The 13,682-nt window shown below is 33.5% G+C and carries 10 protein-coding genes, 1 tRNA gene and 1 pseudogene; 1 reads left to right on the top strand and 11 read right to left on the bottom strand.

Annotation, left to right across the window (positions count from 1 at the left end; all coding sequences use genetic code 11):
• Positions 1-165 precede the first annotated feature (165 nt).
• On the top strand, positions 166-861 hold the full coding sequence (locus B5P40_RS30795) for a cupin-like domain-containing protein (protein ID WP_078177262.1): 696 nt from the start codon (positions 166-168) through the stop codon (positions 859-861).
• Between the two features lie 345 nt (positions 862-1,206).
• On the opposite strand, the gene B5P40_RS30790 is transcribed toward B5P40_RS30795, so the two are convergent.
• From B5P40_RS30790 to B5P40_RS30745, 11 genes and pseudogenes are all read right to left on the bottom strand, one after another.
• A complete protein-coding gene (locus tag B5P40_RS30790) occupies positions 1,207-2,010 on the bottom strand; it encodes an AAC(3) family N-acetyltransferase (RefSeq protein ID WP_078177263.1) in 804 nt (267 codons plus the stop codon).
• A 193-nt stretch (positions 2,011-2,203) separates the two neighbouring features.
• Positions 2,204-2,392 (bottom strand): annotated as a pseudogene (locus B5P40_RS34480) (recombinase family protein); the annotation flags it as partial.
• 465 nt (positions 2,393-2,857) lie between these two features.
• Complete coding sequence (gene yhbH, locus B5P40_RS30785) at positions 2,858-4,021, bottom strand: sporulation protein YhbH (protein WP_078177264.1); 1,164 nt, start codon at positions 4,019-4,021, stop codon at positions 2,858-2,860.
• A gap of 449 nt (positions 4,022-4,470) precedes the next feature.
• Complete coding sequence (locus B5P40_RS30780) at positions 4,471-6,366, bottom strand: PrkA family serine protein kinase (protein ID WP_002029658.1); 1,896 nt, start codon at positions 6,364-6,366, stop codon at positions 4,471-4,473.
• 403 nt (positions 6,367-6,769) lie between these two features.
• Positions 6,770-8,839, bottom strand: coding sequence for a sensor domain-containing protein (locus tag B5P40_RS30775; protein ID WP_078185196.1), 2,070 nt, complete (start codon positions 8,837-8,839; stop codon positions 6,770-6,772).
• A 124-nt stretch (positions 8,840-8,963) separates the two neighbouring features.
• Positions 8,964-9,452 carry a tRNA (uridine(34)/cytosine(34)/5-carboxymethylaminomethyluridine(34)-2'-O)-methyltransferase TrmL gene (gene trmL, locus B5P40_RS30770; RefSeq protein WP_000538149.1) on the bottom strand — a complete coding sequence of 163 codons (489 nt, stop codon included), beginning with the start codon at positions 9,450-9,452 and terminating at the stop codon, positions 8,964-8,966.
• A 58-nt stretch (positions 9,453-9,510) separates the two neighbouring features.
• Positions 9,511-10,398 (bottom strand): amidase domain-containing protein, encoded by an 888-nt coding sequence (locus B5P40_RS30765; RefSeq protein ID WP_002029655.1) that lies wholly within the window; start codon positions 10,396-10,398, stop codon positions 9,511-9,513.
• Between the two features lie 44 nt (positions 10,399-10,442).
• On the bottom strand, positions 10,443-11,585 hold the full coding sequence (gene queG / locus B5P40_RS30760; RefSeq protein WP_113710469.1) for a tRNA epoxyqueuosine(34) reductase QueG: 1,143 nt from the start codon (positions 11,583-11,585) through the stop codon (positions 10,443-10,445).
• A 199-nt stretch (positions 11,586-11,784) separates the two neighbouring features.
• Positions 11,785-11,858, bottom strand: a tRNA-Gly gene (locus B5P40_RS30755).
• 115 nt (positions 11,859-11,973) lie between these two features.
• On the bottom strand, positions 11,974-12,627 hold the full coding sequence (locus tag B5P40_RS30750) for a DsbA family protein (RefSeq protein WP_002091101.1): 654 nt from the start codon (positions 12,625-12,627) through the stop codon (positions 11,974-11,976).
• 186 nt (positions 12,628-12,813) lie between these two features.
• Positions 12,814-13,590, bottom strand: a complete 777-nt coding sequence (locus B5P40_RS30745; protein WP_002091102.1) for a transglycosylase domain-containing protein — start codon at positions 13,588-13,590, stop codon at positions 12,814-12,816.
• Positions 13,591-13,682: the final 92 nt, after the last annotated feature.

The raw sequence follows: 13,682 nt of genomic DNA, 5'->3' as shown, positions 1-13,682 counted from the left end.
TCATCTTTATCACTCCTTCCTTTTCCTAATTGATTCCAATACTAAAATATTAACGGAATTATGTCAATATTTGTTTTATTTATATTTTCACTTTTTTTAGAATTGACAAAAAACTGAATTTACGTTAATTTTAATATTATATTTCTAAATTATAAGGAGACTAATATGAAGATCGAAAAGATTGATGCTAATGATTTGTCGTTGCAGTTGTTTTTTAGTGAATTTTTAAATAATAAACCAGTCATCATTACAGGAGAAATGGAAGATTGGCCTTTAAGTGGGACTGATTTAAATCATTTTGAGGAAAAATACGGTGATAAGACTGCGCCTGTTCGCGGTTCTAATGTTGATGATTTCCAAGAATACATGGAAGTAAAGGTATCAGAGTATATTAAGCATATGAAAAATAATCCAGACAAATGGTATTGTGATTTTCCAACGGATTTCGAGGAATTTCCAGAATTAAGAAAACTATACACTGTTCCAGAATACTTTTCCACTAATGCTACTTCGTATAGAAATGGGGCATTACATCAGTGGTTATATTTAGGAGGCGAAGGTACAGGAACTCCATTACATACTGATGTCGAGGGGTCTTATGCATGGAATGCTTTAATTTTTGGAGAAAAAGAATGGATTGTTTTCCCTCCTTCTTCTAATGTGAAGGAGTATGAAGGTAAAGTCGACCTACTATCTAATAGTAATCAAGCAAATTCTATTATAGAAAAAAAAGATTACTTCTATTTTCATCAAAAACCTAATGAAATTGTTTATATACCAAGTAACTTTGCTCATCAAGTAAAAAATTCCTCTGCTTCTTTGTGTATAACAGGTAATTTTTGGATTAACAATTCAAATTAATTAGTAAATCTAAAATTCACTAGTATGTAAAGACCTCTGAAAGTTAGAGCTTTATTTTTGGCTGATAATTAGCTGGTATAAATTCGGTATTGAATCCGTGTTTACACCAGCTAATCTATGCTATTTTTTAAAAATTTTGAAACCAATATTGATAAGTGGCTTTGCTCATAATAACCAATAAAACATATTGTGAGACAGAATATTAATGTTTGAATAATCAATATTCCCTCCCAAAAGAAAATCCTCTTTATTTAACTAATAGAAGATAGAATTATCATTCTTGAAAAATTCTGCTTTTAATGCAATAAAGAACAAACTTCTATTAGATGATTTCGTTAATAAATATTAGTTGCTATCATGTTTTCTTAACCATTTTCCAGCAAAATCGACAGCTTGTTTAAATGAAAATAATCGACTTTCTGCAAGTCCAATTTTACTTACTAATACTCTATGTTCTCTTTCAAATTCTCTACCTATTTCTACAAAAAGCTCTTCCCTTGTTTCAATTTCTTGATAAGTTTTCCAAAAACGTTCACCATTCACAAAAATTGGACTACCTTTACTTACAATTTTTCGAGAAGGGATTCGATATTCTGAAAGATGAAAAGATGTGTTGTTATCGTACCCAACACCTAACAATAGGACAAAACAATCCATATCATATAATTTTGCTAAAGGTGAGTGCTCACCCAATCCAAATTCTAAGCTGTGATCTCTAACAACGTTTTCCTTGTCCCTTCCCCAAGCTGCAAAAGAAACCTCTGGATGATTGCTTCTTATAACATCGGGAAATTTAAGAAAGGTTTCTACTATTTTCCCCATCAAATAAGTTGGTGTATAAGCAGGGTGAAAAGCGGGCATTGTATCTCGAATAGGCTGCCACCATTCCTTAGGAACAGGAGGCATTTCCCATTTTGATGGGTCTGAGAGTAAAGCTGAATGTGTTGGCATTATTATATTTCCTTTTTCTGTTACAACCTCCATTAAGGCTTGAATAACAGCAACTTCTCCCCCGTTAACCCATCCAATCGAAGACAATGAAGAATGAACAATAACTGTCATTCCTTCCTTAAGCCCAATTTTTATTAAATCATCTTTAATAGAATTTTTTGTGTTTGGAAAATCTACTCTCTCTATTACTTTCTCCATTATTTCTCCCCCAAAATTATAATAATATTAAAATTTTTACAGTAATTTATAGAATATCTTCTTCAAATCTACTGCTTCTTTACCTAAAGTAAATGTTTTACAAACTAATTTAGAATTCAAAACATTAAATTCCAAAAATGGGAGTTTCTCTGCAATTTAAACCTTTAAAGGAATAAAAACACGATTTTCTTTATTGATACATCTTTACTGCATAGTTAATCCCAGCCTGCTTATGGTTATACTTTTCGATCCTTCTACGGTATTTCCCTTTATTTTTCGCTTAATCAATTCCTTCACGTTTACGTATTCGAATTAGATTAAGTTCTAATTGATTTACCCCACCCATGACCGTCATGAGAAATTGATTATGGGGATTATCTTTTTATAGTTCTAACTAGCTTATAAATGCCAGCTTACAAATGTACACTTTTAATTGAATAAATCCGTTCCAAAATGATTTGGAGAAGTCTAGGAAAGCTATTGCTACTAAACCATTTTAGCCAAAATATATGTACAAGGATGCTTGTTGTACATTGTTTTTTTTTACGTTTTCACGCATGTAGTTGAATAGGATTTGTGTAACAAAATCGTTTCAACTACATGCATGCCAACAACTGAAGCATTAGTGAAAGGCATTAGTACAAATCTAGGAACAAACCATTTCTGTCTATCTTTACACAAGCGAAACTGTATATTTTCAGGTTAAAATTTACACATCGCACCTTTATACAAAACCTCGTTTCTTTACTTAAAATCTACAAATGCAATTATTCTATTTTCTCAAAAAAAAAAAACGAACCTGCTGATTCTCTATCCTCTCTTCAACAACTGATAATTAGGTACATATTTAATTTTCTTTACAAAAAAACTTTTTAAGACAATTAAATACATCTCTCTTATTTTTCAATACATAATACCTAAACCTTTCATCAGTAATGTCTTTATAAACCGAAAAAAGGGTAGATGATGAACGATTGTACTGATTCACTTCCCCATACCCAAACATATTACACTTCTTCATCAACTCTTCCACAAGCTTTACGCATCTAGCATTATCCGAAGTTAAATTATCACCGTCTGAAAAATGGAATGGATAAATATTATAACGGTCTGGTGAATATTTATTATCGATTAACTCAAGTGCTTTTTTGTATACGGAAGAACAGATCGTTCCGCCACTTTCCCCTTTTGAGAAAAACTCTTCTTCTGTGACGACCTTCGCTTCCGTATGGTGAGCAATAAACTCAATGTCTACGGTTTCATACTTTGTGCGTAAAAATCTTGTCATCCAGAAAAAGAAGCTACGTGCCATATACTTCTCCCATATTCCCATCGATCCACTCGTATCCATCATCGCTAATACAACAGCTTTTGAATCTGGCTTTAATACTTCATTCCAAGTACGGAACTTTAAATCTTCTTGGTGAATTGGATGGAAAGATGCTTTACCACGCATTGCATTTCGTTTATATGCAGATATCATCGTCCGTTTCTTATCAATATTTCCCCATAATCCTGTTTTTCTAATATCATTAAATTCAATATGTTCAATCCGGTTTTCATCTATTTCTTTTCTCTTTAAATTAGGCAGCTCTAACTCTTTGAAAAACGCTTGCTCCAATTCTAAAATTGAGACTTCTGCTTCATAATAATCTTCTCCAGCTGCATCTCCTGCCCCTTGCCCTTTTCCTGGTCCCTTCTGCTTTTGACCACCTGATCCATCTCTTGCAACAACATCACCAACTTTGCTGTCACCGTTTCCTTGCCCAACGTGTTTGTTTTTATCATAATTGTATCTAATCTTATATTCATCTAAAGAACGAATCGGTATTTTCACAACATCCTTGCCATTAGACATAACTATACTTTCTTCTGTTACAAGGTCTGGTAAATTATTTTTGATTGCCTCCTGCACTTTTTCTTGATGGCGTTGTTGGTCGTCATATCCTTTGCGATGGAGGGACCAGTTTTCCTGTGAAATCGTGTAATTTGGTTGGTTTTCTTCGCTCATTCCTTTCCCTCCTTACTGTAATTGTCTTCCCCTATGAACAGCAATCTATAATTTTGTTTTCTAGTGTGCGTAACTAGAATATTTGAAAAATAACTGTTCATCGAAAATCATCCCATAAACATATATAGCGTTTTTCATACAATACTCCGAGCATCCTAAACAAAATTTTGCCACTCACATAATAAGAAAGAAACATTCAGCCGTTGATAAGAAAGAAACACAATGCATTGTTGCACACATTTTCGTTTTGCAACATATTGTATTGTGTTGGCTTTTTTGTATGAATGGTTGGTTACTCTATCATATGCATATTGTAAAAATAATTGACAAGAAATTCATAAAATCGCATCTTAATTTATTATATTCGGACAAGCTATGACATTTTTTACAAATATCAATAGATAACAAAACGCCGCCCCAAGAATAAGAGACAGCGTTTTGTAATCAAACTATCGATTTAACAAACTACCTACATATCGTAACAATTCATTCGCAGATGAAGAATTATAGCCATGCTCATCAATTAAGCGTGCAACAACATCATTGATTTTCTTAAGCTGATTTTCGTCTGGTGTTTTCGTTGATGTTGTAATTTTCACTATATCTTTTAAATCGGCAAATAGTTTTTTCTGAATCGCTTCACGAAGACGTTCGTGTGAATTATAATCAAAGCGTTTTCCTTTACGTGCATAAGCAGAAATGCGAATTAAAATTTCTTCACGGAATGCCTTTTTAGCATTTTCTGAAATTCCAATTTGCTCTTCAATCGAACGCATAAGTTTTTCATCTGGGCTCATTTCTTCACCAGTTAACGGATCACGTAATTTTGATTTATTGCAGTATGCTTCGACGTTATCTAAGTAATTATCCATAAGTGTCTTAGCTGATTCTTCGTATGAATAAACAAATGCTTTTTGTACTTCTTTCTTAGCAATTTCATCGTATTCTTTTCTCGCTAATGAGATGAAATTCATATAGCGCTCTCGGTCCTCACTACTAATTGACGGGTGCTGATCCAATCCGTCTTTTAACGATCTCAGTACATCTAGTGCATTAATAGATGGTACCTCTTTTCGAATAATTGTAGAAGAAATTCGGTTAATGACATAACGAGGGTCAATCCCCTTCATACCTTCATCTTGATATTCGCGTTGCAGTTCCTCTACATCAATCGTATTATATCCTTCTACCGTTTCTCCATCATATAAACGCATCTTTTTAATTAAATCAATATCTGGACGCTTCGGATCTTTTAAACGAGTTAAAATAGTGAACATTGCTGCAACGCGAAGTGTATGCGGTGCAATATGAACATTGGACACATCACTTTCACGAATCATTTTTTCATAAATATGTTCTTCTTCACTAACCCGTAAATTATATGGAACCGGCATTACAATAATTCGTGAATGCAATGCTTCATTTTTCTTATTTGCTATGAAGGAACGATACTCTGTTTCATTTGTATGCGCTACAATTAATTCATCTGCTGAAATAAGCGCAAATCTTCCTGCTTTAAAATTCCCTTCTTGTGTAAGCGATAGTAAATGCCATAAAAATTTCTCATCACATTTTAACATCTCTTGGAATTCCATCATGCCGCGGTTCGCCTTATTTAATTCTCCATCAAATCGATATGCACGAGGATCTGATTCCGAACCGTATTCTGCAATTGTAGAAAAGTCTAGACTACCTGTTAAATCGGCAATATCTTGTGATTTTGGATCAGAAGGACTAAATGTACCAATTCCTGTACGGCGATCTTCAGAGAAGAAAATACGCTCTACAACTACATCCTCAATTCTTGACCCGTATTCTTGCTCTAGACGCATAACATTTAATGGTGATAAATTCCCTTCAATCCTTACTCCATATTCATCAAAGAAATCATTCCGTAAATGTTGCGGAATTAAATGAAGTGGATCTTCATGCATTGGGCATCCTTTTATTGCAAAAATCGCTCCACGATCTGTTCGTGAATATGTTTCTAATCCTCGTTTCAACATCGTAACTAATGTTGATTTCCCCCCACTAACAGGCCCCATTAATAACAAAATACGTTTCCTAACATCTAATCGTTTTGCAGATGGATGAAAATATTCTTCCACAAGGCGTTCTAAAGCATCCTCTAATCCAAATAGCTGATTACTAAAGAAGTTATATTTTCTTCTACCATCAACTTCTTCAATTCCAGCATCTTTTATCATATTGTAAATGCGAGAGTGTGCTGTTTGAGCCACCCATGGTCTTTCTTTCACAAGCTCCAAATACTCCGCAAACGTACCTTCCCATTGTAAACGTTCTTCTGCTTCCCGATATTGTTCAATTTTCTTTAGAATATCCATTATAGCTCCTCCCCCATCTCCTTGTTCAATCGGATTATTATAAAAGGTATGCTAGGATGTCCTTAAACATTCTTTAAATCAAAACGAAATATATAATAGCGCGATAAAATTCTCTCCAAAATTCAAAGAAAATTCTGTATAATAAAGGTATTAAAGTTTTCACGCTGCTATTCATTGTAAATAAATTCTTTTCTTCTGGGAACCTTACATACATTTCGATTCACAAATAGGATTCGTAAACCGAAAAGGTAAGGGGGAAATTAGTATGAAGTTATTATTAATTTTAGGTGTATCACTCACATTTCTTACAGCTATTTTCACATCTGGTTATAACGATAAGCCAGGTACACAAAAAAAGTGATGTGCTTTTCAGCACATCACTTTTTTTCTTGTTTTTTATACACTATTTAAAATAAATATTTTCCACATCGTATATCGATAAAGGGCGATTATAAAAATAACCTTGTACGATTTTCACATTCTTTTCCTTTAAAAACTGTATTTGTTCCGCCTTTTCTACTCCTTCTGCAATCACATTTAACCCTAGAGTATGTGCTAAATGAATAATTGCAGCCGTAATATTCGTATCTCTTTCATCTTTATATATACCTTCCATAAAAGAACGATCAATTTTTAACGTATCAATCGGATATGTTTTTAAATAACTTAAAGATGAATATCCCGTTCCAAAGTCATCTAAATGAATCTTTAAATTTTGTTCTTTTAACTGCAGTAACACTCTTTTTGATACATCTTTATGTATAAGAGCCCCTTCTGTAACTTCTATTGCTAATAAATGAGGGGGAACGTTGTACTTATTTAAAGCACGTGTAATCATCTCTATTAATGTAATAGAACGAAAATGTCTAGCTGAAATATTAACTGCGATTGGTACAACCTCATATCCTTTATTTAACCATTCACGTATCTGTTCACAAACTTGATGTACTACCCATTCATCAAGTTTAATAATAAACCCTGTTCTTTCAGCAAGTGGGATAAATTGATTGGGCGAGACAAAACCTAGCTCCTTATTCTCCCACCTTATTAAGGCTTCCATACTGGCTATCTTTTCCGTTTCAATATTAATTTGAGGTTGATAATAGAGGGAAAATTCATTTTTCTCTATAGCACGATGTAACTGATTTTCTATTATAAACCTTTGTTCACGTTCACAATCTAATCCACTACAATAAAAATGATAATACCCTTTTCCTTTTTCCTTTGCTTTTTCCAAAGCTGCGTCGACTCTTTGGAAAAGCATTTTTTCATCCATTCCATCTTCTGGGGCCATTACAATCCCAATTGATGCACTCAAATAAACATCCTCTTCTTCTATTACAAAATGCCCACTAATTTTTTTTAATATTGTTTGTGCAACTTCCTCTACGTATTCTCTCGTTATATTTTCTATTAACATAACAAATTGATCATCATGTTCTCTAAATAAATGCATATCTTCTATTTTTAGGTCTCGTAAGCATTCAGTAACTTTTTTTAAGACTTGATCCCCTTCTTTATGACCAAATGTATCATTAATAAGGTGAAATTCATCCAAATCTATAAAAACCAATGCGAATTCTTTATTCTCAGCTAAAAATTCATTTAGCTTATTTGTGCATGATATTCTATTCATTAACCCCGTTAACTGATCGAAGTAAGCTAAATATTCTGTTTTCATCTCATTTAATACTTGCCTCGTAACATCCCTCGTAACAATGTACACCCCGACGATTTCACTATTCACAATAATGGGGATTGTCCTCACGGAAATATAAAGTTCATATCCTTCTTTATGAATATATTTCTTTGCAACAATTTGTTTTGCTCTTCCCTGTAAAGCATTTTTAAATATAATTTGAAAAGTTTTTTCATATTCTTTATTTATAAACTGACAAATAAATTGGTCCTTTAACTCTTCATATCGATACCCAAAAATTTCATAAGTCGCTGGATTTGCATATGTAATTCTTCCAATAGAATCTACAGATATAATGGAATCATTATTATATTCTAGTAATGACTTAAATAACATTTGTTTTTCTTCTATTTCCACTTTTTTCTTAACCTGTGCTGTAATATCTCTAGTAATACAAATAATAAACTGACATGTTCCATTTACATCGCATACTGGATTAAGTGAAGATTCATAATGTATATCACCAGTTGGCAAACTAATTACATCACAAAATGTAATTGCTCTCGCTTCTCTCATTACTTTTGCATAGTGTCCTTGCAATAACCTTGCCGTATCTTCTGGTAATACTTCTGCAAAAGTTTTCCCATAACATTCTTTCCCTAGCCTGGCGTGATTCATTCCTATTTTATTCACATAAATATATTTAAAAGTTTCATCATCAATAACTTTCACAATAAACACTAAATCTTGAATAGCATGTAACAATCCCTGTCTTACTAAATCCATATCTATCATACTTAAAAAGGTATTTTGATTATTATATTGTTCCTTCATATTTATCTCAACCCGTCTTATCTATTTTTATTCATATATCTCATTCTATATGAATATGTACCTTTTTTAAAATGTATGATTACATATTTTTTTAAAAAATAAAAAAGCCGCCAAATGGCGACTTTTAATACACGATTTCTAAATCTAATCCTGGATAATTTTGTTGACGGAACGCTTCATAAATTAAAATTGCTGCTGTATTAGATAAATTTAATGAACGTACTTTATCCGTCATTGGAATACGTAAACAATGATCGAAGTTTTCTTCAATTACATTAGCTGGTAATCCATTTGTTTCTCTTCCAAATACGAAATAGTAATCCTTCTCACGTTTGCTATAATCAAATGCTGTATGAGCTTTCTCGCCATACTTTGTTAAATAAAAGAATTCACCATCTTTATTTTTCTCATAAAATTCTTCGATTGAATCATAATACGTAACTTTTACGTGCTGCCAATAATCTAATCCTGCACGCTTTAACATTTTGTCATCCGTTGAAAATCCAAGCGGTCTAATCAAATGTAATTCTGTTCCAGTTGCTGCACAAGTACGTGCAATATTTCCTGTATTTGCTGGAATTTCTGGTTGATATAAAACAACATGTACTCCCACGCGATATTCACCTCTATTTTTTATCTACTACGTATTATACCACTTGAACGAAAAATCTCTACCCATTAATAATATGAAAGAATTTATATTTCATTTGTGGTGTATATTTACTAGAATCTTCATAGTTCCAATAACGCCTGCGGCTATTCGCTGAATGTGCATTTACAAGCGGCATACCATCTGCGTCTTTTGCTACTACAATTGTCGTATGATTCCACCTACCATCATCCTCAAAATCATACGCAATTACATCGCCAAGAATAAGGTCTTCTGGCCTTTCTACTGCTTCTGCTCGAAGCCCTGTTGTAGCACCTGACAAATACCAATAAAAAGAGTGTGCTACAGCCCAGCTCCAACTCCACTGGTTTCCCCTTTGCCACCACCCTTTACGAATGTTAGGATGTCCATTCATCGGTACTTCTCCAGTGTGCAGACATTGTGAAATGAAATTTGTACAATTATCCGGAAAATTACGGTATGCAGAATTGCGATCATCCCACCAACGCTCTGCATATTTCACTGCCTCTAAACGATTATATTGATATGAACCGTATTTTTCTTTCGTGACTTCCCGTTCTAACGTTTCACCTATTCCTATTTCTTCTGACACTTCAAGAGCATAATCATCTATTATACAACTATTTTTCAAACAAACTCGTCGTTTTAATTGTTCCTCTTCGATATAAAATAATTCTTTATGCTTAATTAAATATTTCAAGTGTATTTGATAATCAATTTCTTGATGCTCATTACTATTTAATTGTCTAACGAAAGAAATATCTGCAGTTGCTTTCACTATATGTGCACTACGCTTTTGAAACAATTGTTTCTTTCTCTGTACCATTTGTAACAAATCTACTGCAATACCATCTACATCTGTTCGTTTCTCTGTTATATATGCTAAAAACTGTTGCACTTGCTTTTCAATATTCGCTTTTACAACCATTTCGTTTCCCTCCCATATTACAATATGAAAAAGGGAGATATTATCTACTCTTTTTTCTGTGCTAACAATTCAAGTCCACGATTCATTTCATGAAGAACCTCTTCATCCTTCTCACGTTCCATCGCTTTTTCAATCGCTTCTCCTACTCCATCTCCACCAATTTTCCCAAGTGCCCATGCTGCTGTTCCTCGAAGTACTGGTCTTGGATCATCTTTCATAACACCGATTAAATCAGGAATTGCTGCTGTTTCTTTGAAATGTGCAAGTGCTAAAATAGCATTTCGTTGCAATGGTTTTTTACCTCTCCATGAACCAGACATAATTCCATACTTCTCTTTAAAATCACGATTACTAATTGTTAAAAGTGGTGTTAATAACGGTTTAACTAACTCAGGGTCAGGCTCCATTTCAGGATGGTTATGAAAATCCATTCCTTTATTTTTCGGACAAACAGTCTGACACGTATCACATCCATATATACGGTTTCCTATTTTATCGCGATATTCTTCAGGCAGAAACCCTTTTGTCTGTGTTAAAAATGCAATACATTTCTTCGAGTCCAACTGCCCGCCTTGTACTAAAGCACCTGTAGGACAAATATCAATACATTTCGTACAACTTCCACATTGATCTTCTATTGGCCGATCAGGGGGGAATGGAACATTCGTAATCATTTCTCCTAAGTATACATACGAACCAAATTCCGGTGTAATAATAGCACAGTTCTTACCACTCCATCCAATACCGGCACGCTCTGAAACAGCTCGATCACTTAGCTCCCCTGTATCAACCATTGATTTCACTTCTATATCCGGCAGCTTTTCGATTAAATACGCCTCTAACTTTTGCAAACGATCTCGTAGAACAAGGTGATAATCTTGGCCCCAAGAAGCACGGCAAAAAATCCCACGTCGTTCCCCTCGTTTACTTAATGGTGCATTTTTTAATTTTGAAGGGTATGCTAAAGCAATCGCAATAATTGATTTCGCACCAGGTAACAATAGCTGTGGATTCGTTCTCTTCTCTATATCAGGCTCTTCGAATCCAGACTGATAATTCAATTGTTGTTGCTGGATTAGACGCTGCTTTAATTCCTCAAATGGTGAAGCACTGGCAAAACCTATTTTATCTATACCAATCGTTTTACTATACGCAATTACATCTTGCTTTAATTGTTCAAATTCCATTTTCAATCGCCTCCACCGATGAATCCATCCCTTATGTAACGACTATACTGGTTATCAATTCACTTTTGGATAATATTCTTCACTTCTATTTTCGCATACAATTATGATTTTCAAACATTAAAAAACGCAATGCTTCGTTTATCTTAGAAACGAAACACTGCGTTGATCACAATTTATTAGAAAAACATTAAATAAAATTTGGAGCGGGTGAAGAGAATCGAACTCTCGACCAGAGCTTGGAAGGCTCTTGTTTTACCACTAAACTACACCCGCAAATATGAAAAAAATATAAGATATTGAAATAACTTATGTAAAGTAGTATAGCATGTAAAAAAAATCGAAGCAAGAAATTTATCGAAAAAAGTCGAAAAAGTGATGAGATACCTCATCACTTTTTCAATTCTTTATCAATCGCCTTCTTCATACTATCGAAATCAGGGTTTGCAAGATTCCCATTTATATATACTGAAGGAGCACCTTGAACTTTTAATTTTTGAGCACGATCTGAATCTTTACGTACTTTGTCTTTCATTTCTTTACTGTGTAAATCTTTTTTAAACTGTTCTACATTAATTTTCGGAAGCTTTTCTTTCACAATATTAAGAAGTAATTCTTCTGTAATCCATTCTTCCGTATCTTTCTTTTGATTTTGATAAATCTCATCATAGAAAATCCAGAATGAATCTTGATCTTGTTTATAAATTGCTTCACCGGCAGCTGCACCTAAATCAGAGTCTTTTCCGATAAACGGGAAGTTAATAAAATATAACTGCACTTTACCTTTATCAATATACTCTTCTTTTAATCGTGGTAATACTGTTACATCCCAAGTACGACAAGCTGGACATTTAAAGTCTCCAAATTCAACTACCTTAACTGGAGCATCATCTTTCCCTAAAGATTGTTGCGTAGAATAAGCAAACATCTCATTCCCTTTATCTTTCTTGTCATTTATGATGCTATACACAATCGTCCCGATTACAATCAATACTGCGATAGAAAAAACTATACCAAGAGCCATGAGTTTGTTTGATGATTTCATATACATTCCTCTTTAATTTCATATTCTGTATACATCATTGTACACAATACACATAATATCAATACTTACATAGGTCACGCAATGAACACGCTCACATAAATTACAAAAATACAACGTTTGTGACAATATTGTGTCGCCTTTTGTCACAAATTATTAAAAAAAGAAGCTCCTATGTAGGAACTTCTTTTAACTTACTGCTTTTTCACGGGCATTTTTTAACATGGATTGCTCTGTTTTTATATCATGGCGAATTACTAATTTCTCACTAACTGCTTGCACATATTCATCATGATTTATATACCCTTCTTTCTCCATTAGCCTTAAAACTACATTCCGTCTCTCAACTGCTTTATCATAATTTTGTGCAGGTGAGTAATAAGCCGGTGCTTTTACTATAGCAGCCATCATTGCACTTTCAGCCAGTGTTAATTGATCCACTTTTTTACCGAAGTAAAGGTTTGCTGCTTTTTCAATCCCCCATGCGCCTTCTCCGTAGTAAATATTACTTACATACAATTTTAATATCTCATCCTTTGTGAATGTACGTTCAATCTTTTTCGTATAAAAAATTTCTTTCCACTTACGGGAAAATGTACGTTCATTAGATAAGAAAGCATTTTTAGATAACTGCTGTGTAATCGTGCTTCCTCCTTGCACAACACCACCAGCTTTTATATTTTCAATAGACGCCCTGATAATCGCTATATAGTCTAAACCGTTATGATGATAAAACCTTTTATCTTCCGTCGCAATAAATGCGTGTGTTAATGATTCTGGCACCTCTAACTTAGCGGGTACATGTAATTTACTAATATCACTTCGCTCAATCATTACATTTCCAACGAATAATAATGCAAAACTTAACAATAATAATAATATAATGGCTTTATAAAGAAATTTAGTTAATGGATTTAATGCAACTTTTTGATGATAATTCACTCTAGATAATACTCGTTCTTTCATCTCGAACACCTCTTTTCCACACAGCATATAACTCTTAATTTAAGAATACCTTGTTATAAAATAATATCCCATCGATTTCTCTTACACCTACC

It is taken from the genome of Bacillus sp. SRB_8 (assembly GCF_003264205.1).
GTDB lineage: Bacteria > Bacillota > Bacilli > Bacillales > Bacillaceae_G > Bacillus_A > Bacillus_A mycoides.
This window is presented reverse-complemented; position numbering and strand designations above follow the sequence as displayed.